Source organism: Limosilactobacillus viscerum (assembly GCF_947387525.1).
GTDB lineage: Bacteria > Bacillota > Bacilli > Lactobacillales > Lactobacillaceae > Limosilactobacillus > Limosilactobacillus viscerum.
This window is the reverse complement of record NZ_CANDNW010000008.1, coordinates 17,590-42,027: the sequence shown is the minus strand read 5'-3', so window position 1 is coordinate 42,027 and position 24,438 is coordinate 17,590. Positions and strand designations below refer to the sequence as shown.

Genomic DNA, 24,438 nt, shown 5'->3' with positions numbered 1-24,438 from the left:
GGTAACATTATTCTTTGTAAATTTGTGGAAAAGGAATTATTTAATTTATGTCAATTAGTAAAAGACAAGCTAACTTAATGCTATTTGTTGTTGCTATTCTCTGGGGAAGCAGCTACGTCTTTGCCAAACTGACGGTCGAGGCTGGGATGCATTCCGGCCTAATTAATGCTTGCCGGGGAACAATGTGTGTCGCTGCTGGGAGCTTAATTTTCTTCAAAAAGATTCGTCAGATGACCTGGACTGACTTCCGGTTGGGACTGGTAATTGGGACCATTAACTTTCTCGGTTACTACCTCCAGACCGACGCTCTTCGCTATACCACACCGGCAAAGAATGCTTTTTTGACGACCATGTACATCGTCGTTGCACCATTTCTTCTCTGGCTTTTCTGGCACGAGCGTCCGCAGCGGAAGGCTTACTTTTCAATTGCCCTGTCCATCATCGGAATGGCAATTCTCACGAACGTCTTTAGCGGTAGCTTCCACCTTCAATATGGCGACTTTTTAACCCTGGTATCGACCTTCTTCTGGGCCGGGCAAATTATCTTCTTTGCTAAGTACGCCCCTGCTGCCTCCAGTCCATGGGTCCTCATCTTCATGATTGGGATCTGCCAGGGAACAATGGGATGGATCACTACCTTCTTCTTTGAACGTCCCACTTTAATTCACGTCCACTGGCTACAAGCACTGGTTCCACTGGCAATCTTGGCTATCGGAATCACCTTCCTTGCTCAAGGAATGCAGATTACTGGCCAGGCATATACCGACGCCACAACTGCTGGCTTGATTTTGATGCTTGAGTCCTTCTTTGGCAGCGTAATGTCAGTTATTATGGGCTACGACCCACTAACCCCACAACTAGTTATCGGTGGTATCATCCTCCTATTTGCTAATGCCATTATGGAAGTAGACTTGCGTAGCCTTCCATTTCTTAGTCAGCAACACCATTCATCATAATAGTATAAAAGAGGTTCAATACCTGGTTTGAAGCTTTGCCAGGTGCTGAACCTCTTTTGTATCTTATTTTTCAATCAATTGGTATTCATCAGTTGGTACCTTATCCAACAAGCTGGTTACCTGGCCGACTGCCGTAAGTGTCAGCGCGTGCATTGCCCGGGAACAGATCGTGTAAAGGAGTTGCCGCTCATCATCCCCGTGGTATTGCTGGTCATTGGCGTTCCACACGATAATCGCATCAAATTCCAGTCCCTTTGCAAGGAATGAAGGTACAATGATTGTCCCCTTGACTAGGCGCTGATTTTCGGTCCGAATCAGGGTTGTCTTGATATTCCGCTGTTCAAGCGCCCGGTAAAGCTGCTCACTGTCTTCCAGTGTTTTACCGATGATGGCAACCTGGTCATGCTCGTCCTGGTACTTATCCAGGGCACTAACCAGCGCATCCGCACTACCGTCAAAGTCGGCAGCGGAAATTACCTGGGGCAGTTCACCATTCCGGTCAAAGGCCTCAATTGCTTCACCATCAAGCAAGATGTGCTTGGTAAAATCAGTAATCTGCTTGGTTGACCGGTAAGACTTAGTCAGCTGAACCACCCGTGTCTTGTCAGGGTCAAACATGGTACTTAACTGCCGCAACAAACTCTTGCTGTTTTCATGGGTAAAGATTGCCTGGTTTAGGTCACCAAGCAAGGTAAACTTTGCCCGTGGGAACCGGTACTTAAGGTAGGCCAGCTGGTATGGGTCATAATCCTGGACTTCATCAACGAAGACGTAGCGAATATCACGTTGTCCGTGCTTGCCAGTGATTAAATCGTAGAGGTAAAGGTAGATAGTAATCCCGGCTGCACTGATATTCCGTTGCTTCAGTTCTTCCTTAGTCTGGTCAACAAAGGCCGTCCACTGGTCCGGTGTCAACCCGTATTCCGCCAGGTTAACCAGCTTTGGCGTTACCCGTAACAAGTGGAGGTACTGAGCATTAATGTTAAGCCATTGATTGTGGTTAATAGCCCGCTTAATCGGTTCAAAGGCCTTCATTACGATCTTGCGTGCAAGGAATTTAAACTCCTTGTCGTCACTTTCAAACTCACGGGGCTCGTTAGCAAATAAAGTATCCAGCTCTTCCTTACTCAGGCTTTGAACCCGTTCTTCAACCCACTTTGACCGCATTTCGCTGCTGACCCGGTGGTTGAGGTACTTGATCAACGCTTCCTTGGTACCATCAAGGCGGTTGCCAAGGTTATAGTTATTATTGAAGGAATAGTAAATTTCACGGATTTTTTCCTTGCTGACGAAAACCTTACCATTGAACATAATGTTACGGAAACGCATATGAGCGTGCCCTAACCGCTGAGCGTACCGTTCTGTCGCCTTAAAATACTGCAAGCTGGTGCACAGGCGCTGGGCATTTTTGCTAGTTTCATCCTGGCTCGCCGCAAACCGTTGGGCCAATGTTTGAACATGGAGCCGTGGTACCCGCCGGTTGGCAAACTGGAAGTAGGTCATCTGGACCATGTTGTGTTCCCCTAATTCCGGCAGCACTTGGTCAATATAGTCATTAAAGAGTTGGTTTGGTGAGAACAAGACAACCTGGGAAGAAGTCAGGTTTCCCCGGTAGCGGTAGAGCAGCCAGGCAACCCGTTGAAGAACGGCTGCCGTCTTACCAGACCCCGCTGCCCCTTGAACAAACAGCAGGTCATCCTTGGTATCCCGAATTATTTCATTTTGGGTCCGTTGGATAGTCGTTACGATACTCTTCATCTTAGTTGAAGAGTGGTTGCCAAGTGCTTCAAGGAGCATTTGGTCGCCAACCTGCTCATCCGTATCAAAGATAGTAACAATTGTGCCATCCTTAATCTGGAACTGCCGTTTAAGGGTCATATCGACTTCCTGGGGACCGACCGGTGTATTATAACTGACCTTCCCCAGCTTTCCTTCATAATAAACGGAGGAAATTGGTGCCCGCCAGTCATAGATTAAGAAGTGGTCGGGCTTATCACTAAAGGAAGCTAGGCCAATATAGACGGATTCCGGTTCAGAAGCGCCCTTCTCCTTGAAGTCAATCCGGGCAAAGTAAGGCTTCTTCTCTAACCGTTTCAAGGTTGCCAGGTGGTCGGCCGCGTGCTGCCAACTGTTGTTCCGTTCGTCTAACATCTGCTGCTGGGCACGGAAGGACATTGCAGTGTCCATCATTCCCGAATAGGTCGTGGTGTTCAAGTGAATATCATTAGTCTGCTGATTGATGTCTTCAATGTCATTTTTAGCCGTGGTAATCCGCTTTTCAGCACCAACCTTAGCTTTTTTGATTTCATCAATAACGTGATCTAAATGCTTTTGTTCATATTCTCTAACTGAATTTTCAGCCACAAACGTTCCCTACCTTTCAGGATTAAAAAATCGTCATACTATTATAGCATTCTGCCCTAGCGACTGGTAGTAATTCGCCGCCCCACCGGATTGTTTAAGGCTGGCTTAATTTTCTGCTTAATTGCTAGTCAAAATTAACGGAACATTTTACAATATTTATAATAATTAACCGACGAAAGGGGACTACCACTTGGCTCATCTTTTTTACATTCTCACCCACATTGCCGAAATCCTAATCCCAATGTTTGAATGGCTGGGTCCATGGAGTTACCTCATTTTATTTGTGATTGTGTTCATGGAAACAGGCCTCGTAGTTTTCCCATGGTTGCCCGGCGGTTCCCTGGTCTTCTTAACCAGTTCCTTTATCGCCGTCCACCCAATCTTAAAAATGCAAATTGTTGTCCCCGTTTTCTTTCTCGCGGCTTTTATCGGCGACTCCGTTAATTACTTTATTGGCCACAGTATTTCACGGTGGAAATGGATCGATAAGCGGCTGTCTGGGCCACGAATGTTGGCCGCTAAAAACTACTTGAATAAGTATGGCTTCTGGGCCGTTGCTTTTGGCCGCTTTGTCCCCCTCATCAGGTCCTTTATCCCAACGATTTCTGGGATGATGCATTACCCCTTCCGCCATTTTACAGTTGCAAATTTTGTGGGAGTTGCCGCATGGGTTGCACTCGGTTGCGGCGTTGGCTATTACTTTGGTTCGATCCCGCTAGTAAAGGAACACTTTTCACTGGTTATCCTTGCAATGGTTTGCTGTGCACTATTAGCAGCCGGTGCCATGTGGGGAATCAAACTTCTTCGGCAACGGATTATCAAAAAGAATAAGATGCTCTAGGGCGTCTTCAGTTATGTTTAACGGCTATTCATGGTAAAATATGAATAGTATTTTTATTTTTGATGATTAAAGGAGTTCTATAGATATGGCAATTACCGTTTATTTTGTTCGTCATGGTCAGACTTACCTTAACCAGTACAACCGTGTTCAAGGCTGGGCAGATGCTCCACTTACCGAAAAGGGTCAAGAAGATGCCAAACGAACTGGTAAGGTATTGTCCGCTATTGACTTCGACTACATTTTTAGTAGTGATCTTGCACGGACGATGGCCACTGCACGACTCTTACTAGCTGCAGATGAAAACACCACTATTAAGGAGCCAACCCCTGAACCAGCATTTCGTGAAGAGTTCTTCGGTTACTTTGAAGGGCAAAACGCTTCTGAATTTACTGACTATCTCTGTGGTGCCGAGGGCTATAAGTCCTTTGCTGAAATGTTTGGTAACTGGGGTCCAGATAAGTTGAAGGACAAGGTCGCAGCCGCTGATCCGTATGGTGATGCGGAAGACCACGTACGGTTCTGGGACCGGGTTAATAAGGGACTTGACCGGCTTCGCGCATTACCAGATGGTTCAACGGCCATCGTTGTTTCCCATGGGGTAACAATCCGTTCAATTGCGGAACACTTCGGCTACCACACTGAGGGTTCTGCCCGTAACGGAAGTATGACCCGGTTAACCTTAACCGGCACGGATACCCACGTTGACTTCTTTAATAAACTAGAACTACCTGAATAATATTATCCGCAAAAGGGGGAACATTACTCTTAATGGATACCAATATACAAAATGATGAACTAGTAATCATTACCGGGCTTGATACTGGCCAGGAAGATTACGATTACTCAATGACTGAACTAGCAGAGTTAGCCCAGGCCAACCATATGAAGGTCGTCCAACGGGTAGACCAAGTGATTGACCGGCCCAACCCAGCTACCTACTTTGGTAAGGGAAAGGTCGAAGAGATCGCTGATGTTGCCGCTGCTAACCACGCATCAACCATCATTACAAATGATGAATTGTCACCTAGCCAGCTCCGTAACTTGGAAGAAGAGACCGGCACCCGGATCCTCGACCGGACAGCCTTAATCCTCGAGATCTTTGCTACCCGTGCCCAAACGAGGGAAGCCAAACTCCAAGTTCAAATTGCTGAGCTTCAATACCGGCTGCCACGCCTACAAACCAGTGCTAGTCAACGACTTGACCAGCAAACCGGTGGCGGTAGTGGTTTTACCAACCGTGGTGCTGGTGAAACCAAGCTGGAAATGGACCGGCGGGTAATCCAACGCCAAATCTCACACCTCCGTCATGAATTAAGTGATATCAACCGTTCGGAAGAAACAAAGCGGAAACAGCGAGCTAAGAGCAATATCCCAACCGCTGCCCTAGTTGGTTATACTAACGCTGGCAAGTCAACAATCATGAACGGTTTGGTACGTCGCTACGGGGCAGTTGAAGATAAGACCGTCTTTGAAAAGAACATGCTCTTCGCTACTCTGGATACTAGCGTTCGGCGGCTTACCCTACCTGGTAAGAAGGACTTTCTTCTCAGTGATACGGTTGGTTTCGTCAGCAAGCTACCAACAAACCTGGTCGAATCATTCAAGTCTACCCTGGCAGAAGCAGCCAACGCTGACCTCTTGATCCAGGTAATTGATTATTCCGACCCCCACTATGAGGAAATGATGCACACCACGGAAGAAACGTTGAAGCAAATCGGAATTAATAATATTCCGATGATTAACGTCTTTAACAAGGCTGATAAAACGGAAATCGAGTTCCCAGTTCTTGAAGGTGATGACCAAGTTGTTATTTCCGCCAAGCAACCGGAATCGTTAGAACTGCTTGTCGATGTCATCAGGAAGCACCTTTTCAAGGACTACGTCGAGGTTAAACTACTCCTGCCATTCTCAGAGGGGCAACAGGTATCTTACCTTAATGAGCACACGAATATTTTAAATACTGAATACCAGAATGATGGAACACTCTTAACGGTCGAAATGTCACCACAAGACGCCCAACGTTTTGCTAAGTATGAAGTTTAAGGCAGCAAAAGGGCCCGTGATAAAACTGAGTTTTATCACGGGCCCTTGTTTTAGTTCCTAATATTACAAAGATATCGCGCGACCCAACCCAGGGCCTTAGTGTCTAGCTACGGACAATCGCTAGCCCGTTCCGTGCTAACGATCGTCCTATGCTAGCCATCAGGCCCTAACCGGGTTGTGTCACAGCTCCTATTTTACTTCTTTGACTGAATACCGCCATCATTTTCAACCTTGTCGAGGAACTCTTGGTTCTCATCCAACTTAGGGTTGATATTGAATAGGTGCCGGTGAATACCAATCATTCCTGCGAGTAGCAAGAGGTTGAAGACTACAGCAATGCCTAGCAATACTAGGTTGCAGAACATTGCGTAGTGTGCCCCGATCCCGCTACTGATCGATTGACGGAGACCGAGAATCGAGTAGGTCATTGGTAAGAACCAGTGGATGACATTGTAGAACTTCATCGTGACTTCCATTGGGAATGTCCCCCCTGAACCACCTAATTGCAGCATCAGGAGGACCATTGCAACGAACCGACCAGGGTTGTCAAAGGTCATTGACAGGAACATGACAATCGCCATTGAAGCCAGCCCGAAGCAAATACTCGTGGCAAACATTGATGCAACATGGTCGGTCGTTAAACCAACTGCTAACATAACGGCATCCTCAATGATTGCCATCAGGGTAACTGCAACTGCGCCAATGAAGACCTTGCTTACCCACCATGAAACAGCTGATTGCCCATCAAGGGCCCGCCGGCGGATTGGGTAAATGAAGTTAAATACCAAGATACCAACATAAAGTGCAACTGACAGAACATAAGGAGCAAGTGCGTGACCATAGTTTGGTACGTAGCTGTAGTCCTTGTGCTTGACTGTCGTTGGTTCAGCAAACATGTTTGCAGTCTTACCAGTTGGCTTGATGGCACTGATTGCCTTTGCCCCCTTGCCAAGCTGTGAAGCAAGCTCAGCAGCACCATTATTCAGTTGGGTAACCCCACTGACCAGTGCAGGACTATTATCTGCCAACTGTTGAGTACCATCAGCCAGCAGGTTGATACCACTGATTAAGCTTGGTACCTGGGCATTTAATTGTGCCAGTGCACCCGCCAGTTGGTTAGCACCAGAAACCAGGGCGGGGCTGTTAGCCATTAGTTCATTGGCCCCTGCAGCGGCCTGGGAAACCCCCGCCGTGTATTGGCCAATTCCACTATTAAGCGTATTAGCACCGGCAGCCGCAGTATTAACACCATTGGTATACTGGCTAACACCACTATTTAATGAGTTAGCACCGCTGGCAAGCTGGCTTGTCGCTGCCGTTAATTGGCTTGAAGCCTGACTTAAAGCAGTGTTGGTATTACTCTGCAAGTTATTCAAACTATTTTGTAGTTTTTGTGCGGCTTGTGCTACATTCGCCGTATTTTGGTTAGTAGAATTTTGTGCAGCTTTGATTTGGCCTTGCAGTGCCGAAATCTTTGCTTGGACTGCCGAAATCTGACTAGCAACATTAGCATTATTACTTGCTGGTTGTGACTGGGTACTTGGCGTCGACGCTGCAGCACTAACTACCGCATCAATTTTTGCTTGGTCCGCAGAATTCTCTGCCTTCACCCCGCTAAGTGCAGAGGCCGCAGCAACTAATGCAGAATTATTGCCAGTACTCCGGGTTGCCGGTTGTTGTGAAGAAGCAGCCTGCTTAACACCATCTAACGCACTATTAATAGCTCCTAGTGCACTGCTCAGCTGGTCCAGCTGTTGTGCACTCTGCGAAAGGGGCTGTAAGGCACGTGCCAGTTCATTGGCATCATTAGTAATTCCTTGTGACATGCTCCCCATCTGCCCTTGCAGTGCCGGCAGCATACTATTAACACGGTTGTTTAGCTCGTTACTACCAGCTGCTAACTGGCCGGCCCCATTTTGTAAGGTAGCTGAACTACCACTCAATTGGTTAAGTCCACCAGCTAGTTGGCTGGCACCAGAGCTCAACTGACCAGAATTAGCTTGGAGGAGCCCCAGGCCGCTTGATAGTTGACCAACGCCACCTGTGTATTGGGAAATACCAGCTGCTAACGTCTGACTACCAGTTGCCAGTTGCTGTGCACCACTTGCAAGTGGCGTAACTGCAACCCGCATCTGTTGAACACCATTATTAACTTGGTAGACACCAGCCACGTAACGGTTAACACCGTCGCTCAGGGTAACCACACCGTCGCTCAACTGCTGTGCACCATTGGCGGCTTTGGTCATTCCCTTCCCCACAACGCCTAATTCCTTAAACATTGCGGTTGCGTATGCCTTGGTAACTTGTGAACGGATCTCGCTATTCAGCCGGGTAGTCCCGATCTGGGTCATCACCTGACCAATGTAGTTTAGCGACCCGTTTGTTTCATAATGTAACTCCATCTTACGTGGGTTCTTGTCCATCACGGTCGTGGCGTTTTCTGAGAAGTCCTCAGGGATCGTAATTACCGCGTAGTACTGGCGGTGGTGCAACCCATAGTTGGCCTTCTTATTTGATACAATTTCCCACTTCATTTGGTGGTTCTTCTTCAGTTGGTCCACCGTCTGCCGACCAACTGCCATCTCTCTTCCCTGGTATTCAACCGGAACATCCTTATTAACGACGGCAATTGGCAGATTTTGCGTACTGCCGTAAGGGTCCCAAACGGATTTAAGGAAGAAGATACTGTATAAGAACGGTAATAAGCAAATTACGGATACAGATAATAGCAAAATATGGTTATGAAAAAGATTCCGCAATTCGGCTTTAATCATCTTGCCCATTTAGATGTTTCACCTCGTTTGGATTATTTAATTGTTTGAAAGTGAAAGAACCGACTGCTTAGCGAAATTAATGAATTCTTCAGTTGGCACATTGTAATTATTCTTTTGCCACCAATAAAATGCACCAATGATTGCACCACTAAAGACATAAGCCGTCATTTCCGGATTCTTAGCCTTCTTTAACGATAGGATAACCGTATCGGTCGTCTTACTCTGGGTACGGCGGTCAAGAAGAACTTGACTAAAGATCTGTAGCATTTCCGTATAGAGTGAACTATGCGAATTGCTGGATGCCAAGTGGCGGATCATATCCTTGTGGCCATCAATGTAAAGGACAAATTGCTTAATAACATCCTCTTCGGGGTCACCATTATCAGCAATTTGACTGATCTGCGAATCTAGCGTCTGTTCTAATAAATCGTACTTATCATTAAAGTAACGGTAAAAACTACTCCGGTGTAACAATGCCTCGTTACAAATCTGATCCACCGTTAAGTGATCAAAAGAGTTAGTCTTTAGCAGAGTTAACAAAGCGTTTTGAAAGTCACGAACGGTTCGTGTAACTCGCATGTTTTCACCTCCTAATGTATCATTATGACAAAGAATAGTGTATACCGTTCGCCCACAAGACAACAGAATTAATTATATATATTATTCTTATAATGAGACATTATTGATTAAATGTTCCACAAAATTAGCTTTTTATTTCCCGGGAAATTAAAAATAACTTGCTTCATTTATCAGTAAATTTGTCAACAAATACTGTTTCTAGCCGGGAATATGCTACAATTTAAGGTAACAATTAGACTATCCAGGAGGCGGTTATTGTGAAAATCGAAAACGAGAAGTTTGGTACTTATGAAGGGCAAGATGTCATTAAATATACACTAACCAATGACAACAATGTCAGCATTAGCGTGCTAAACTTCGCCGGTATCTGGCAGGCTTACATGGTGCCAAACACTCGTGGTGGACGCGTTAACTTACTACTCGGTGCTGATAACATTGACGCCTACGTCAACCCTAATAATTCCCCACTCTACGTTGGCCGGATCATTGGGCGTTTCGGCGGTCGGATTGCAAAAGGTAAGTTTGATATTGATGGCCAAAGTTACCAGATTCCGGCTAACGAAGGTGAAAATACGCTCCATGGTGGTGCAAATGGTTTCAGTAACCACTTCTATGACGTTGCAACCAACCAGGACCAGGATAAGCTGCAGGTAATCTTGACTGCCACAATTGGTACTGACACCGACCAGCTACCGGGTAACGAAACAATGAAAGTTACTTACACCTTAGCTAATGATAATAGTGTCACCATTGACTTCGATGGTCAGAGCGATGAGAAGACCCTCTTTAATCCAACTACCCATGCCTACTGGAACCTTTCTGGTGAAGCAAAGACAATTCAGGGGCATGTTCTCACGCTCAACTCAACTTACCACCTGGAATTAGACGACGAAAAGATTCCAACAGGACGGAAATTAATTAACCGTGACACCCCATTTGACTTTAAGCACCCAACTGTAATGGGCACTGCACTCCAAGAGATGCAAGAACAAGGGGTTCCTGAAGGCGGCTTTGATGATATTTTCGTTGTCCTGCCAAGTAACCGTCTCGCTCACGAACCAGTGGCAACATTGATGGACGCCGCTACTGGTCGAAAGATCAAGATGTACTCAGACCGGAACGGGTTAGTTGTGTACACCGCTAATGGTCAACATGCAGAGGGCTTCAACCGTCCCGCTGGGCAATGGTTTGCCATGGCGATGGAAGGTCAGACGCTCCCTGATACACCACACCACCCACAGTTTGGTGACATTTCACTGCGGCCCGGTTACCCACAACACTACCAGATCCGTTACGAATACTTTGCATAACCCAATTGAGGAGGTTTTAAAATGAAAAAGAAGCTAACTAAGTCCAAGAAAAAGGTTTTCCTTGGTGTCTGTGGTGGTATTGCCGACTACCTCGGTGTTGATGCAACAGTTATCCGCTTAATTACGGTTGTCCTGCTAGCCTGCACCGGCTTTTTCCCAATCACCATCATTTACCTTGTTGCTGCTGCCATCATGCCTGACTACCAAGGTCCACAAAAGCACCAGGACCCACTGGAAGGCGAATTTACAGAAAAGAAGTAGTAAAAAAGGACCGCTGAAAAAATTCAGCGGTCCTTTTTTACTACTTCTCATGTTCACGTTCACGATAAGCAACCTGAGCATTTAATCCATAATCTGCGGTTGTCATAATCGTCGATCCACGCCGACCAGGAATCTTATTGGGGCCCGCAGTTACCACTAGTCCCGCAAGGTAGATCCGGTACTTTTGATGAGCATCCCGGACATCGGTTAAACCAATCCGGGTAATGTGCCCTACTGCACGACGTTCCATCTGGTTGAGACCAATATAAATTTCTAAGCGGTGACGTAACTTATCATGGACCAGTTCAAAGTAAGGTGGAACTGATTCAGCGTTCAATGCTTGAACCGGCTTGCCAGTTTCATTGTATTGGTCAATAATCTGGTCATCATCCATGCCATCAAAGTCATTGGTAAAGATGCCCTCAGTTAATAACTGGTCAACGACCCGTTGCAGGTTTCGTTGTTCATAATCATCAATTGCCACTGCAGCCGGAATAGTATTGTTACCAGTAAACAAACCATTTGATTGGTTAGCAAGAGCCGCTGCCCGCCGTGACGCACGAGTTGAAGTCTTATTTCCTGCACTGTCAAAATGTTGTCCTGTAATCTTTGCAAACTTTGGTGAAATAAAATCAAAGCGGGACGTTTTGCCCAAGAAATAATAGACAAAGTTCAGGTAAAGGAAATAGGTGATTGCTACCATTGCCAAGCAGTAGAGGAAACCACGCAACCAAACGTGGTTGGCAAATAGGCGGAAAGTTACGTAAACGAGGTAAATATCCCCAGCGGCCGCAATCCCAATATAGATCCGGCTCTTTAACTTAACATCTAGGTTAAAGTAGCTCAGTGATGAATTAATCATATCAAGAAAACTAAACATGGTAATTCAACACCTCCTTATTGGTTAGACGTAGTAGTAGTGGTACCGCCAGTCTGTCCCGTTGTGCCGGTAGTAGTATTACCACTATTCCCAGTATTATTTGACTGGTTGCTATTACCACTATTGTTATTATCAGTTTGGGTTGTCGTATTATTCCCCGTGTCGTTAGACCGTGTTGACGTTTGCGTATCGTCGGTTGTCCGGTCATCATCATTGTCAGACCGCTTAGTAGCAGAATTATCATCCTTATCAGGATCGTCAGAATCATCACGACTGCTTAAACTACTATTAGTAGAATCCTGGTCGACTGTCCGACTAGAAGTTGAGACTACCTTAGCCCCTTCTGTCGTATGGGTGGCCTTGTTAACAACCACGTTTGTGGCACCCAAGGCCAGCACTAAAGATACCAACGCAAATGGTGTTACCAGCGGTGGAATTTTCGCTGCCATATTACATTCTCCTTTTCTCAACCTATATGATAACCGATTTTATCTGGCATAAATGTTAAGGAAGATTGAAGATTATTTTAAATGTTTTGCACGACATTCAGCACAAATGCCCCGCAACTCAAAAGTATGGCCGGTAATTTTAGCTCCCGGAAGTTGTTGCTCATAGTAAGCCATATCAAGCGGTGGCATTTTGATTTCTTGTACCCGCCCACAGATTTCACAAATAAAATGGTGGTGGTGGGCGGAATCACAACGGTATTTAACCTGCATTTGATCATTGTGCTGCCGCAGTTCAACAAGCTCTAACCGTTCAAATTCCTTCAAGTTGCGATAAATCGTATCGTGGCTTAAACCCGGATAAGCATCCCGGAGTGCATTATCGACTACCGTAATGTCTTGATAATGTTCCGGATCTTCGCTGACCAGCCTAAGCATCATTTCACGTTGCTTCGTCCAGCGCAAGTGGTTGGCCCGTAGCTTGGACTTAGCTTGATCAATTAACTTCTCCAACGCAGCCATCCCCCTTACTGAAAATATAATTCTACCATAGAACGACAAATGTGGTTATTTTTTGCCTACTATCCGGTCAAGGTGCGCCTTTGTCGTCGCCCAATCATCATTAACTACCACCTGTGCTACCCCATGAAGGCTCCTTGGCAAATGAAGGTCACGGTGGTATTCCGGACTCCTTAACCGTGATTCGATTGCGGACTTCATATCGCCGCGTTTGCCCATCCGCTTTGCAAGCACGTTAAGTTTGCTAACTGTTAAAAAGATCACCGTCACCTGGTCGCCTAATTTCCGGCGATAGGTCATTGCTCCCTTGGTATCAAGCACAATCACATCGTCCCGTCCTTGCTGCCAACCCTCTTCTAGGCCTTCAAGCGACGAACCATACTGTGCCTGGTCATAAGTAACAGATTCCAACAGGTGCAAGCGGGACATGGAGCTGCCCGACTCGAAGTGGTAGTCAACCCCATCCCGTTCGTTTGGGCGCGGAGCCCTAGTAGTATGGGTAATTACCTTATGCATGTCAAAGTGCTCCCGCAGGTAAGTGGCAACAGTCGTCTTGCCCGACCCAGCGGCACCACAAATAACGTATACGTGTCTGCTCATCATTACTTGGTTAAATGGTCATTGACTTGGTCTAACAACTGCTTTAAATTGTCGTAAGTCAACTGCTTACGCGCATCCGCATAGTTAAACCAACCACAGTTTTTAATTTCTTCTGCCTGGAGGTGAATATCTTCATTTGCCGTTAGGTCAGCCGTAAAAAGAGTCATTTGCTTACGGTTCCCATTCGGCAAGTCATATTCAGTGTAAACCTTGAAACTGGTATCAATTGGTAACGTCAGTTGTGTTTCTTCCTTAATTTCTCGTTCTGCAGTTTCCTTTAACGTTTCATTGCCTTCGACGTGCCCCTTGGGAAATCCCCAGAAGTGCCCCTTGTTTTGGCTTTCCAACAGTAAGTATTCAATTTGCCCATTATTTTGCCGGTAAACAACTGCACCACTAGTTACTTCAATTGCCATAATTGCACTCATCCTTTTAATATTAAACTAATATTCTCATTGACTTTTAATCTTATTCCTGGTTATCATGGAATAAGACAATTTTGACTATATTATAGCAAAGGTGGTTTAAAGATGCGCTTAAACATTCTGCGGAAAGAAAATCTTGACCGTTACTTAGGGGTCGACAAGCACTTTGTTAAATCAATGACCGCAGTTGATTTAATGGCCCTCGGGGTCGGTGCCGTAATTGGTACCGGGATTTTTATTTTACCGGGGACCGTGGCTGCTAACTCCGCGGGTCCAGGCGTGACACTTTCCTTTCTTTTTTCAGCGATCGTCTGTGCATTAGCAGCGATGTGTTATGCTGAATTTTCTTCAGCCTTACCAGTTGCCGGGAGTGCTTACTCATACGGTAACGTAGTTTTTGGTGAATTCTTTGGTTGGATCCTTGGCTGGGCGCTGGTATTGGAATACATGCTGGCCGTTGCCTCAGTTTCAACCGGGTGGGCAGCCTACTTTAATTCGTTTATTGCAAGCTTTGGTCTTAAACTCCCGAAGGCAATTTCCGGGCCATTTGACCCAGCTCACGGTACCTACGTTAACTTGGTGGCAATCATCATTGTCCTGCTCATCACCTGGATGCTTTCCAAGGGGATGCAGTCGTCAATGCGGATCAACAACATCGCCGTTTTAATTAAAATTGCAATTATTATTATTTTCGTGGTGGTTGGCCTGTTCTTCATCAAGCCTGCAAATTATCATCCGTTTCTCCCCTACCATATGAAGGGTGTCTTTCACGGAGCAACCGTTGTCTTCTTCGCCTACCTTGGCTTTGACGCTGTTTCATCGTCAGCAGCCGAAGTTAAGAACCCCAAGAAGAACATGCCGGCGGGGATTATCGGTACCCTAATCGTTGCCACGGTCCTCTACATGGCAGTTTCAGTTGTGTTAACCGGGATCGTTAAGTACACCAAGCTGGATGTTGCTAACCCGGTTGCCTTCGCGCTTGAAGCTGTCCACCAAGAATGGATTGCTGAACTGCTCTCGATTGGTGCCTTGGTTGGGATGTTCACCATGATGGTAACGATGATCTATTCTAGCTCCCGGTTAATTTACTCCATTGGCCGTGACGGACTGTTGCCTTCCTGGCTAGCCAAGTTGGATAGCAAACACCACGTTCCCCAAGAAGCGCTTTGGATTGTTGCAACAATCATCGCCTTGATGGGTGGACTGGTATCGCTTGACCAGCTGACCAGCCTCGTTAACATCGGGACCCTTCTTGCCTTCCTCTTTGTTTCATTCGGAATTATCCCGCTACGGAAACGGAAGGATATCGGCAATAAGGGTGGTTTCCAGGTTCCACTGTACCCAGTCCTTCCAATCATTTCCGGCTTAGCCTGCTTAGCAATGATGGCAATGCTGTCTAAGGAAACATGGATTGGTGCCGGTATCTGGTTCGGCATTGGAATCGTTATTTACTTTGGTTATGGCTACTGGCACAGCAAGCTTAACCAGGACCGTTAATTTTCACAATCTTAATCAGGAATGGACGCGTCAATTTGCGTCATTCCTGATTTTTTGTTAGTGTAGTAATAATACTTTTCACAAGGAGGAATCGATTAATTTGGTCCCAAATTGCGACCAAATACCCTATGAACAATACGAAAAAAGATTACAAGAAAGCACCTGTTTCTCCAGTCCACTGGGGAATTTTCATTGCCCTGATTCTCGGTCAGATTTCCTGTGGTTACGCCCTCGGAATTAGTGGTACCGGGCTGTCCCAGGCTCAAACCTATATTCACCTAAGCAACTTCTGGGTTGGCCTAATTGGTGCCGGGAGTCTGATTGGGTTAGCCGGCAGTGCCTTAATGGGTAAAATTGCTGACCGCTTCGGGCGTAAGGGAATGTTAATGGTGAACATGTACCTTTTCTCAATCTTGTCACTACTCCAACTTGTTACAACCAACCCCTGGCTTTTACTGCTGCTACGGATTTTAATTGGCTTGATGATCGCCATTGACTATACCGTTGGAAATGCCTGGCTGGTTGAATGGATGCCGGAAAAAGTTAGTGGTCGCTTCCAGAGCCAGCTAATTATTTACTGGACAGTTGGTTTTATCGGTTCATACATTGCTGGGATTATGATCACCGGTTTCGGTGCCCATAATTGGCAAGTCATCCTTGCCTCATCCGCCGTTCCCGGACTAATCACGGCTATTTACCGGAGCGCTTACCGGCTCCCTGCCTCGCCAAGCTGGGTTGCGACACACGTCGATAACGATCAAGCCCAGGAGGTCATTCAAGAAAATCTTGGCAAGAAGTGGGGACTATCGCCCAAGTTAATTAAGAGCAAGGCACCGGGAAAAATTTCCTGGACTGTTCTTTTCACTAAGGAATACCGGCGTCAAACACTAGTTGGTGGTCTCTTTTATGCCTGCCAGGCCTTCGCTTTCTTCGGTATTAGTATCTTCTTACCAATTTTGCTTGCCAGCATGCAACTGGGAAATAGCAACCTCTCTGGAATTATTTATAATGTCTGCGTGCTAGTCGGCGTTTTAATCGGTATCGCCGCCTTTAAGTGGATGAGTCGCCGGGCATTATTAATGAGTGTCTTCTTCCTACCAGCAGTGGCTTTGCTTGGAATGATCCTGGGTACCAACCTTACTGCTGGAATCCAGATTGCAATTTTTGCCTTCTTTGCAGTCACCTTGTCAGCAGGATTAGTACTTGATTATCCCTACCCAACCGAATTGTTCGACATTAAAGTCCGGGCAACTGGTGTCGGTACCTGTATCACAATTAGTCGGATCGGTGCCGCAAGTGGGACTTTCCTATTGCCTGTCCTAACTAATATCGGTGGTGCGCAATTAGCAATGGTCGTCTGCATGGTTATTCTCGTGATCGGCGGCCTAATTTGCCTCATCTGGGCACCGAAAACCTCACCACGTTATATTAAGAAATAAAAGCTCCTACTGCATATAAACAGGGCCCAAAGTTCGGCTAAATTGATCGAACTCTGGACCCTGTTTTTAATCTATGAAACCCGCATTTTACTTTGCAAACATCTTAAATTCGAGGAAGAGGTCATTGTAGACGCCTAGGGTCTTCAACGGCAAGTCCCGGTATGTTTGCAAGTGTTTCATTGTCCTAGCTGGCGGGTAAAAGGCTTGGTTGCTCGTTACCTTTTTTGGCAACAGCTTCTTTGCCGCCCGATTTGGTGTTGCATAACCAACATAGCGGGCATTTTGTGCGGCATTTTGCGGTTCTAGCATAAAGTTAATAAAGGCATAAGCAGCCTCCTTATTCTTGGCAGTCCGCGGAATCACCATGTTGTCAAACCAAATGTTGCTCCCCTCACTCGGTACTACGTAGTGAAGGTGGTGGTTGACACTCATCATCTCCCGGGCATCCCCCGAATAGGTCACCCCGACTGCCGCTTCATCTTGTTCCATGTACATCTTCATTTCATCGGCAACGATCGCCTTTACATTCGGCGTCAGGGTCTTCAAATGATCCTGCGCTTTTTTTAGTGTCTGATAATCAGTCGTGTTTACCGAATGCCCCTGTGCAATTAACGTCATCGCAAAAACATCACGGGCACTATCAATCAGCATTAGGTTGTTCCGCAAGCGGGGGTTCCACAATTGTGACCAGTGCTGGACATCACCCGCTGACACCTTCTGGTCGTTATAAATAATCCCCAGTGTTCCCCAGAAGTAAGGTACCGAATAACGGTTCCCACGGTCAAATGACCGGTTAAGAAATTGGGGATCAATGTAGTGAAGGTTGGTCAGCCGCCGGTGGTCGAGGGGGGCCAATAAATGCTCCCTTTTCATCCGCTGAACCGTATATTCGCTCGGCACCACTAAGTCATAGTTGGTTCCGCCCTGGCGAATTTTTGTCAGCATCGATTCATTACTATCAAATGTTTCATAGTCAACCTTGTAACCCGTCTGCTTTTCAAATTTATTAATCAGTGCCGGGTCAATATAGTCACCCCAGTTGTAGATAGTTAGCAACCGGCCAGAACCCTGACCATGGTGCTGGTTTAAGGCCGCGTTCCCCATTGCTAGGGCTGCACAAAGGGCCAGGATACTGATGACCACGGTAAGGAGTTTCTTCATTGCACATCACCCTCCTTAACCGCCACAACCCGGTGATGGCGGCCACCATGCTTACTGATAATGTAGTAACCCAATACCAGCAAAAGCGACACCAAAAACATCAGTGCAGACAAGGCATTAATTTCTAGGTTAATCCCCTGCCGTGCCCGGGAGTAAATTTCGACGGACAGGGTTGAGAATCCATTCCCCGTTACAAAGAAGGTAACGGCAAAGTCATCTAGGGAATAAGTCAGGGCCATAAAGTACCCCGCCCAAATACCAGGAGTGATCGCCGGCAATACCACCTGCGAAAAGGCCTGCCACCGGGTTGCACCGAGGTCGTAAGCCGCATCAACCAGTGTTGGCGATAACTCATTGATCTTCGGCAACACCATTAGGACCACGATCGGGATACAAAAGGCAATGTGGCTTAACAAAACGGAAATAAACCCCAGACGAACACCCAACATAGTGAAAAAGATCAGGAAACTAGCACCGATGATTACGTCTGGTGAAACCATCAGGACATTATTCAAGGACAAGAGGCTGTTTTTGACCTTTCCCCGGGTATCCTTAATTGCCAACGCACCAAGCGTACCAATAATAGTCGCTACTAAGGAAGCAAGTAAGGCAATGATGATCGTGTTAAAAACAATCGTGATCATCCGGGTGTCACTCATCAAGTCGGCGTAGTGGCGCAAGGAAAAGCCATGGTAATTTTCCATCGTGGTCCCCGCACTAAATGAGAAGACCACCAGGTAAACAATTGGTGCATATAGGATTACAAAAACTACTGCCAGGTACAGACCCGACCAAGTTAAATGGCGCTTTTTCACCGGGTCCGACCTCCCTTCTGCTTAGCTTCACCGGTAATAAACATCACAATGAACATGGCAATGATTAAGATCACTCCAATGGTTGACCCCATCCCCCAGTTCTGGGTAGTTAAGAAGTGTTCCTCGATTGCCGTCCCTAACGTAATTACCCGGTTGCCACCGATCAGTCGGGTAATCATGAAGAGGGAGAGTGAGGGAATAAAGACTGCCTGGATGCCAGCCTTTACTCCCGGCATTGACAGCGGCAAAACTACCTTAGTAAAGGTTTGCCATTGGTTGGCACCAAGGTCCTTACTAGCGTTGATCAAAGATGGACTAATCTCAGCAAGTGAATTAAAGATTGGCAAAACCATGAACGGGATCTCAATGTAGGCCGCGACAAACATAAAACTGGCATCGGTGAAAAGAAGCTGGTGGCTGCCAAACCCTACAAACCGTAGAAACTGGTTAATCGACCCGGTTCGACTGAATAGACCAATGAAGGCATAGGTCTTTAGCAGGAGGTTAATCCAGGTTGGCAGGATGACTAGCAGCAGCCAGAATTGTTTATTGGGCAAGTGGTTGAGTACGTAAGCGGTTGGGTATGAGATCACAAGGGTAACAAGGGTGATCAAAAAGGCGTACCACACCGAGTTAAGCGTCATCTTTAAGTAGACGCTTGACGTCAAATAATTCGCATAATTGCTCAATGTCAGGTGACCACTGATGTCAAAGAATGACTGGTAAAAGATCAATACCAGTGGTGCAACAACGAAGAGGATGATCCACAGTGCGTATGGAATGATAAATAGTGTCTTATTCCGCATTATTCGTCCTCCTCGTAACTATCCAGCCGGGCATCGAAGTCCTCCTCGGTTTCGTTGTAGCGCATGACGTGGATATCTTCCGGGTCAAAGCTGATCCCCACCTTGGCACCAACCGTGGTCTTGTGAATGGAGTTAATCTTCCAAGTGTGGTCACGAATATCGTGGACGGTAATCTGGTAATCAACACCGCGGAAAAGTTGGGTATCCACGGTTCCCACCAGCTGGCCCTTATCCACCGTGGTGATGTCAAGGTCTTCGGGACGGATAACAACTTCCACCCGTTCGTTTGGCTTCATCCCTGCATCAACACAAGTAAAGTCCTGGCCATTAATTGAAACCAGGTAGTCTTCTTTCATCACCCCGGGGACAATGTTGCTCTCACCGATAAAGTCGGCAACAAAGTGGTTTAACGGCTCATCATAGATATCAACCGGGGTCCCGCTTTGCTGGATCGTGCCGTCGTTGATAATCATGATCTGGTCACTCATTGCCAGCGCTTCTTCCTGGTCGTGGGTGACGAAGATAAACGTAATCCCCAGTTTACGTTGCAGTTGGCGCAATTCGGTCTGCATCTGCACCCGCAACTTATGGTCGAGCGCCGACAGAGCTTCATCAAGCAGCAAGACTTTGGGCTCATTGACAATTGCCCGGGCGATAGCTACCCGCTGGCGCTGTCCACCAGACATGGCGGTAATTTCCCGCTCCCCGTAGCCATTTAGTTGGACTAATTTGAGGGCCTCGGCCACCCGTTGCTTGATCTCCGCTTTTTTAACCCCACGAATCTGTAAACCAAACGCAACGTTTTCCGCAACGTTCATGTGTGGAAAAAGGGCATAGTCCTGGAAGACGGTATTGACCTGCCGTTGGTTAGCCGGAACATCATTAATTTTCTTACCGTCAAAAAAGATCTCACCACTGGTTGGCTGGTCAAAACCAGCAATTAACCGCAGGATAGTGGTTTTACCGGATCCAGAAGGACCAAGGAGGGTATAAAATTTTCCCGCCTCAATTTCGAAGTCGATGTCTCGTAAGACAACGTTATCGTCAAAGCGTTTCTCAACATGCCGAAATTCCATAATCTTATTAGCCATTGCGATTTCCTCTCTACTGTTTAATTTACGTAAAGCACTTAAATTATACCGTTTCTTAACCCAAAAGTGGGAACTGAAAAACGATAAAGTTAACATTGATTTGGCGCAAGTGAGATAATACAGGTAATGATTAATTTTGCGAGGTGCGTCACATGAAAATCAACCAGTATAGCATTATCAAAGTTAGCCCAGCCCAGCAAGTTGCTGAGCTTAAAATGCTCCACCTACTTAAAGACGGTGAAGATACTCAACTAGCCCCTAGTCCCCTATTCGAAACGTTACTAGCCCGGATCCACGAGGGCGTTAACAGCCCGCTTCCAACCACGGAATGGTTCCACGACCTGCTTGCCACTCCTGATCAGGCATTGGATGACTGGTTTAATGGTGGGGCTGCCCTGACTACTGATGTCTTCTACCGGGTTGCCCTCCAGCTTCTTGAATTTGAACCGGAAGTTGACTTCCAGCTCGCCCAGCCAGTTGCTGACTGGAAAAAATTCAACCTGCCAATGATAGAACACACAACATGGACAAGCGCTGACGTTGTTTCCGCCTTCTACCTCCTGTTGAATACCCGGGGAAAGAACGGAATGTCATTAATCGACCTCTTAACTGCCAATGGCTTTCTTGCTTGGACCTACCAACTACCGGCCGCCCAAAAGCCACTAATTTTCAACGGTAAGCCACTCGCCTGTTACGACCCCCACGAATTCATCCGGGAGGTTGTCTACGTTGAAACCGACATGGATACTGACTTTGATGGTCACGCTGACCTGGTAAAGGTTGAAGTCATGCGGCCAAAAGAATCACAGCTTAAAAAGGTTCCAGCGGTCTTCACTGCTAGTCCCTATAACCAGGGAACTAATGATGAATGGGGCGACAAGGCAACCCACAACGTCAACCATCCACTAACTCACAAGTCAACCGACTACCAATCACCAGTCGAAGAGAGCTTTCCTGATCACTTTGCTTACCAGCCGGTAAAAGGGGCCGCAGAAAGAGCCACTGAAACATTCACCTCTACTCCGTCATACACCCTCAATAACTACCTGGCAGTTCGCGGATATGCGATTGTCTACTCTGCTGGAATTGGTACAAAAGACTCCGATGGTTTCCAAACTTGCGGTTCCCCTGAACAAACGGCTGCCATGAAGGCAGTTGTTGAATGGCTCCATGGCGACCGTCGTGCTTTCACAGACCGGCACAGCGGCTACACCATTACTGCCGACTGGTGCAATGGCAACGTCGCGATGACTGGCCGTTCTTACCTTGGAACCCTCTCTACCGCCGTTGCCACCACTGGTGTTGCCGGACTCAAAGCAATTATTTCTGAAGCGGCAATTTCAAGCTGGTACGACTACTATCGGGAAAATGGTTTAGTACGGGCTGCTGGTGGTTTCCAGGGTGAGGATGCGGACACGCTTGCCGATGAAACCTTCAGCCGGACAAAGCGGCCCGCTGATTTTCAACGGATTAAGGGCCGTTACCTGCAATACGTTGACCATATGGCAAAAGCAATGGACCGGACAACCGGAAACTACAATGACTTCTGGGCCGCCCGCGATTACCGTAAAGACATTCCCAATATCAAGGCTGATGTAATGATGGTCCATGGCCTAAATGATAATAACGTTGAGCCAAGTAATGTCAAAGCACTGGCAGACGGTCTTGCAAAGCTTCCCGTCACTAGTAAGTTAATCCTCCACCAAGGTCAGCACATCTATATCAATGCATTCCAATCGCTTGACTTCTCCGAAATGGTTAACCTCTGGCTAGCTAATAAGCTGCTGGGAATTGACAATCATGCTGATGCAGTATTGCCACCGGTCCTGGTACAGTCAAATAAGACACCTGAAACGTGGACCGCTTATGACCGCTGGACGGATGGTGCTGCGCTCACCTTCTACCTCCACGGTAATAAGCTAACCACCACCGCCAGCGATAAAGAAGACATCCACCGGTTCAGTGACCAGCAAAGTACCGCAGATTACGAGGCCTGGTGTAAGTCGCCAGCAAAGTGGCAAGAAGCACTCTACAAGGACGACGGCAAGTTTAGCTGCCACTTCAGTAGTGACCAGTTAAGTGAAGACCTTTTGTTGCGGGGAACACCACGGCTAACGGTCCAGGTAGCTGCTTCAACGGACCATGGACTACTGAGTGCCGAACTAATTGATAAGGGGACAGACAAGCGGCTAACCGTTTCCCCAGTCCTGATGAACCGCGGCGGGCTCCCGCTTGGATGCCAGTGGAAAACTGACGACCTGCGGGAATTTCGGTTGCAAAAGAACACCAGTGAATATAAGGTCATTAGCCACGGTCACATAAACTTGCAGAACCGCCACAACGCACGCCAGGTAGACGGCCTCTTTGCTGGTCAACTAGTAACCGTTAGTTTTGACCTCCAGCCGCTTTTCCACCAACTCACCGCTGGTCACCAGCTTGAGTTAATCATTTATGCAACTGACTACCACTTCACGCTCCGTGGAAATGAAGAAATCAACTACCGGTTGCCAGTGCAAAATGCCCGCCTCGAAATTCCTGGTAGTAAAAAAGGAAAGTAATGATCGCATCTTTTACTAAAGTGCGTTAGAATTAAATGGTAGCGTTTTATTGGTATATATTTTTCAAAGGAGAGATTTATGATGAAGACTGGTACAAAGATCATCACATTAGACAATGGTTACCACCTCTGGACAAATACCCAGGGTGAAGGTGATATCCACCTGCTCGCCTTACACGGTGGCCCTGGTGGCAACCACGAATACTGGGAAGACACGGCTGAACAGCTGAAGAAGCAAGGCCTGAACGTCCAGGTTACGATGTATGACCAACTGGGCTCCCTATACTCTGACCAACCTGACTACTCTGACCCAGAAATCGCCAAGAAGTACCTGACTTACGAATACTTCCTTGATGAAGTTGACGAAGTCCGGGAAAAGCTGGGTCTCGACAACATCTACCTGATCGGTCAAAGTTGGGGTGGTGCACTAGTTCAAGAATACGCCGTTAAATACGGTCAACACTTGAAGGGTGCTATCATTTCATCAATGGTTGACGAAATCGACGAATACGCTAAGAACGTCAACGAACTCCGTGAAAAGACTTTACCTGCTGATGCCGTTGCCTTCATGAAGGAATGCGAAGAAAAGAACGACTACAGCAATCCAAAGTACCAAGAATACGTTCAAGTAATGAACGAAAACTACGTCGACCGGAAGCAACCTTCTAAGCTTTACCACTTGAAGGACCTCGGTGGTACGCAAGTTTACAATGCCTTCCAAGGTGATAACGAATTCGTTGTTACTGGTAAGCTGAAGGAATGGCACTTCCGTGACCAACTGAAGAACATCAAGGTACCTACCCTGTTGACATTCGGTGAACACGAAACCATGCCACTGGCTACTGCCAAGAAGATGGCAAGCTTGATCCCTAACTCCAAGCTGGTAACCACTCCAGAAGGTGGCCACCACCACATGGTTGATAACCCAGACGTTTACTACAAGCACCTGGCTGACTTCATCCGTGAAGTGGAAAACGGGACTTTTAACAAGTAAAATAGTTTAATACTAAGAAAACACAAAAGCGCTACACATCAGACTGGAAAACTCCGTGGACCCGTGACAAAACACAGTTT

Annotated in this window: 22 protein-coding genes; 10 read left to right on the top strand and 12 right to left on the bottom strand. The window is 46.8% G+C overall.

Going from position 1 to position 24,438, the window contains the following annotated elements:
* The first annotated feature begins 77 nt into the window (after nt 1-77).
* Nucleotides 78-956, top strand: a complete 879-nt coding sequence (locus QOS07_RS03920; protein WP_283587713.1) for a DMT family transporter — start codon at nt 78-80, stop codon at nt 954-956.
* Nucleotides 957-1,019: 63 nt separating this feature from the next.
* Here the strand turns inward: QOS07_RS03920 and helD are convergent, their stop codons facing one another.
* Nucleotides 1,020-3,320: an RNA polymerase recycling motor HelD gene (gene helD, locus QOS07_RS03915; protein WP_283587703.1), complete on the bottom strand. Its 2,301-nt coding sequence runs from the start codon at nt 3,318-3,320 to the stop codon at nt 1,020-1,022.
* Nucleotides 3,321-3,510: 190 nt separating this feature from the next.
* On the opposite strand from helD, the gene QOS07_RS03910 reads away from it, so the two are divergent.
* The 3 genes from QOS07_RS03910 to hflX all read left to right on the top strand — a co-directional run bounded on the left by QOS07_RS03910 (nt 3,511) and on the right by hflX (nt 6,204).
* A complete protein-coding gene (locus QOS07_RS03910) occupies nt 3,511-4,161 on the top strand; it encodes a DedA family protein (protein ID WP_283587702.1) in 651 nt (216 codons plus the stop codon).
* An 85-nt stretch (nt 4,162-4,246) separates the two neighbouring features.
* Nucleotides 4,247-4,897: a histidine phosphatase family protein gene (locus QOS07_RS03905; protein WP_283587701.1), complete on the top strand. Its 651-nt coding sequence runs from the start codon at nt 4,247-4,249 to the stop codon at nt 4,895-4,897.
* A gap of 32 nt (nt 4,898-4,929) precedes the next feature.
* The gene (hflX, locus tag QOS07_RS03900) at nt 4,930-6,204 is read left to right on the top strand and encodes a GTPase HflX (RefSeq protein WP_283587700.1); all 1,275 of its coding nucleotides are present in this window, start codon (nt 4,930-4,932) and stop codon (nt 6,202-6,204) included.
* Between the two features lie 194 nt (nt 6,205-6,398).
* On the opposite strand, the gene QOS07_RS03895 is transcribed toward hflX, so the two are convergent.
* A complete protein-coding gene (locus QOS07_RS03895) occupies nt 6,399-8,987 on the bottom strand; it encodes a YhgE/Pip family protein (RefSeq protein ID WP_283587699.1) in 2,589 nt (862 codons plus the stop codon).
* 27 nt (nt 8,988-9,014) lie between these two features.
* Nucleotides 9,015-9,557 (bottom strand): TetR/AcrR family transcriptional regulator, encoded by a 543-nt coding sequence (locus tag QOS07_RS03890; protein WP_283587698.1) that lies wholly within the window; start codon nt 9,555-9,557, stop codon nt 9,015-9,017.
* Between the two features lie 257 nt (nt 9,558-9,814).
* Here QOS07_RS03890 and QOS07_RS03885 point away from each other — a divergent pair, with 257 nt between their 5' ends.
* Both QOS07_RS03885 and QOS07_RS03880 read left to right on the top strand, forming a co-directional pair.
* On the top strand, nt 9,815-10,867 hold the full coding sequence (locus tag QOS07_RS03885) for an aldose epimerase family protein (RefSeq protein ID WP_283587697.1): 1,053 nt from the start codon (nt 9,815-9,817) through the stop codon (nt 10,865-10,867).
* Nucleotides 10,868-10,888: 21 nt separating this feature from the next.
* Nucleotides 10,889-11,128, top strand: coding sequence for a PspC domain-containing protein (locus QOS07_RS03880; protein WP_283587696.1), 240 nt, complete (start codon nt 10,889-10,891; stop codon nt 11,126-11,128).
* 40 nt (nt 11,129-11,168) lie between these two features.
* Here QOS07_RS03880 and QOS07_RS03875 read toward each other — a convergent pair whose 3' ends face one another.
* The 5 genes from QOS07_RS03875 to QOS07_RS03855 all read right to left on the bottom strand — a co-directional run bounded on the left by QOS07_RS03875 (nt 11,169) and on the right by QOS07_RS03855 (nt 13,989).
* The gene (locus QOS07_RS03875; protein ID WP_283587695.1) at nt 11,169-12,008 is read right to left on the bottom strand and encodes a DUF6681 family protein; all 840 of its coding nucleotides are present in this window, start codon (nt 12,006-12,008) and stop codon (nt 11,169-11,171) included.
* Nucleotides 12,009-12,025: 17 nt separating this feature from the next.
* Entirely contained in the window at nt 12,026-12,457 is a 432-nt protein-coding gene (locus QOS07_RS03870; protein ID WP_283587694.1) for a hypothetical protein, read from the bottom strand.
* Between the two features lie 72 nt (nt 12,458-12,529).
* Nucleotides 12,530-12,967 carry a Fur family transcriptional regulator gene (locus QOS07_RS03865; RefSeq protein WP_283587693.1) on the bottom strand — a complete coding sequence of 146 codons (438 nt, stop codon included), beginning with the start codon at nt 12,965-12,967 and terminating at the stop codon, nt 12,530-12,532.
* Nucleotides 12,968-13,021: 54 nt separating this feature from the next.
* A complete protein-coding gene (locus QOS07_RS03860; protein ID WP_408613295.1) occupies nt 13,022-13,573 on the bottom strand; it encodes a guanylate kinase in 552 nt (183 codons plus the stop codon).
* A 2-nt stretch (nt 13,574-13,575) separates the two neighbouring features.
* Nucleotides 13,576-13,989, bottom strand: coding sequence for a bis(5'-nucleosyl)-tetraphosphatase (locus QOS07_RS03855; RefSeq protein ID WP_283587691.1), 414 nt, complete (start codon nt 13,987-13,989; stop codon nt 13,576-13,578).
* A 114-nt stretch (nt 13,990-14,103) separates the two neighbouring features.
* On the opposite strand from QOS07_RS03855, the gene QOS07_RS03850 reads away from it, so the two are divergent.
* Both QOS07_RS03850 and QOS07_RS03845 read left to right on the top strand, forming a co-directional pair.
* Nucleotides 14,104-15,495, top strand: coding sequence for an APC family permease (locus QOS07_RS03850; protein ID WP_283587690.1), 1,392 nt, complete (start codon nt 14,104-14,106; stop codon nt 15,493-15,495).
* A 128-nt stretch (nt 15,496-15,623) separates the two neighbouring features.
* Entirely contained in the window at nt 15,624-16,934 is a 1,311-nt protein-coding gene (locus QOS07_RS03845) for an MFS transporter (RefSeq protein ID WP_283587689.1), read from the top strand.
* An 87-nt stretch (nt 16,935-17,021) separates the two neighbouring features.
* Here the strand turns inward: QOS07_RS03845 and QOS07_RS03840 are convergent, their stop codons facing one another.
* From QOS07_RS03840 to QOS07_RS03825, 4 genes are read right to left on the bottom strand one after another with little or no spacing between them, the layout of a single operon-like run.
* On the bottom strand, nt 17,022-18,095 hold the full coding sequence (locus QOS07_RS03840) for an ABC transporter substrate-binding protein (protein WP_283587688.1): 1,074 nt from the start codon (nt 18,093-18,095) through the stop codon (nt 17,022-17,024).
* On the bottom strand, nt 18,092-18,910 hold the full coding sequence (locus QOS07_RS03835) for an ABC transporter permease (RefSeq protein ID WP_283587687.1): 819 nt from the start codon (nt 18,908-18,910) through the stop codon (nt 18,092-18,094). The genes QOS07_RS03840 and QOS07_RS03835 overlap by 4 nt, the downstream gene beginning before the upstream one ends.
* On the bottom strand, nt 18,907-19,716 hold the full coding sequence (locus QOS07_RS03830) for an ABC transporter permease (RefSeq protein WP_283587686.1): 810 nt from the start codon (nt 19,714-19,716) through the stop codon (nt 18,907-18,909). The genes QOS07_RS03835 and QOS07_RS03830 overlap by 4 nt, the downstream gene beginning before the upstream one ends.
* Nucleotides 19,716-20,807, bottom strand: coding sequence for an ABC transporter ATP-binding protein (locus QOS07_RS03825; RefSeq protein WP_283587685.1), 1,092 nt, complete (start codon nt 20,805-20,807; stop codon nt 19,716-19,718). The genes QOS07_RS03830 and QOS07_RS03825 overlap by 1 nt, the downstream gene beginning before the upstream one ends.
* Nucleotides 20,808-20,959: 152 nt before the next feature.
* Between QOS07_RS03825 and QOS07_RS03820 the strand changes: the two genes are divergently transcribed.
* Together QOS07_RS03820 and QOS07_RS03815 are read left to right on the top strand one after the other, a co-directional pair.
* Nucleotides 20,960-23,365: a Xaa-Pro dipeptidyl-peptidase gene (locus QOS07_RS03820; RefSeq protein ID WP_283587684.1), complete on the top strand. Its 2,406-nt coding sequence runs from the start codon at nt 20,960-20,962 to the stop codon at nt 23,363-23,365.
* 81 nt (nt 23,366-23,446) lie between these two features.
* The gene (locus tag QOS07_RS03815) at nt 23,447-24,358 is read left to right on the top strand and encodes a proline-specific peptidase family protein (RefSeq protein ID WP_283587712.1); all 912 of its coding nucleotides are present in this window, start codon (nt 23,447-23,449) and stop codon (nt 24,356-24,358) included.
* The last annotated feature ends 80 nt before the right edge of the window (nt 24,359-24,438 follow it).

Coding starts and splice junctions, on each gene's coding strand:
- QOS07_RS03920 (WP_283587713.1), top strand. CDS start 78: ATGCTATTTGTTGTTGCTATTCTCTGGGGAAGCAGCTACGTCTTTGCC.
- QOS07_RS03905 (WP_283587701.1), top strand. CDS start 4,247: ATGGCAATTACCGTTTATTTTGTTCGTCATGGTCAGACTTACCTTAAC.
- hflX (WP_283587700.1), top strand. CDS start 4,930: ATGGATACCAATATACAAAATGATGAACTAGTAATCATTACCGGGCTT.
- QOS07_RS03895 (WP_283587699.1), bottom strand. CDS start 8,987: ATGGGCAAGATGATTAAAGCCGAATTGCGGAATCTTTTTCATAACCAT.
- QOS07_RS03890 (WP_283587698.1), bottom strand. CDS start 9,557: ATGCGAGTTACACGAACCGTTCGTGACTTTCAAAACGCTTTGTTAACT.
- QOS07_RS03880 (WP_283587696.1), top strand. CDS start 10,889: ATGAAAAAGAAGCTAACTAAGTCCAAGAAAAAGGTTTTCCTTGGTGTC.
- QOS07_RS03875 (WP_283587695.1), bottom strand. CDS start 12,008: ATGTTTAGTTTTCTTGATATGATTAATTCATCACTGAGCTACTTTAAC.
- QOS07_RS03870 (WP_283587694.1), bottom strand. CDS start 12,457: ATGGCAGCGAAAATTCCACCGCTGGTAACACCATTTGCGTTGGTATCT.
- QOS07_RS03860 (WP_408613295.1), bottom strand. CDS start 13,573: ATGAGCAGACACGTATACGTTATTTGTGGTGCCGCTGGGTCGGGCAAG.
- QOS07_RS03855 (WP_283587691.1), bottom strand. CDS start 13,989: ATGGCAATTGAAGTAACTAGTGGTGCAGTTGTTTACCGGCAAAATAAT.
- QOS07_RS03850 (WP_283587690.1), top strand. CDS start 14,104: ATGCGCTTAAACATTCTGCGGAAAGAAAATCTTGACCGTTACTTAGGG.
- QOS07_RS03845 (WP_283587689.1), top strand. CDS start 15,624: ATGAACAATACGAAAAAAGATTACAAGAAAGCACCTGTTTCTCCAGTC.
- QOS07_RS03840 (WP_283587688.1), bottom strand. CDS start 18,095: ATGAAGAAACTCCTTACCGTGGTCATCAGTATCCTGGCCCTTTGTGCA.
- QOS07_RS03830 (WP_283587686.1), bottom strand. CDS start 19,716: ATGCGGAATAAGACACTATTTATCATTCCATACGCACTGTGGATCATC.
- QOS07_RS03825 (WP_283587685.1), bottom strand. CDS start 20,807: ATGGCTAATAAGATTATGGAATTTCGGCATGTTGAGAAACGCTTTGAC.
- QOS07_RS03820 (WP_283587684.1), top strand. CDS start 20,960: ATGAAAATCAACCAGTATAGCATTATCAAAGTTAGCCCAGCCCAGCAA.
- QOS07_RS03815 (WP_283587712.1), top strand. CDS start 23,447: ATGAAGACTGGTACAAAGATCATCACATTAGACAATGGTTACCACCTC.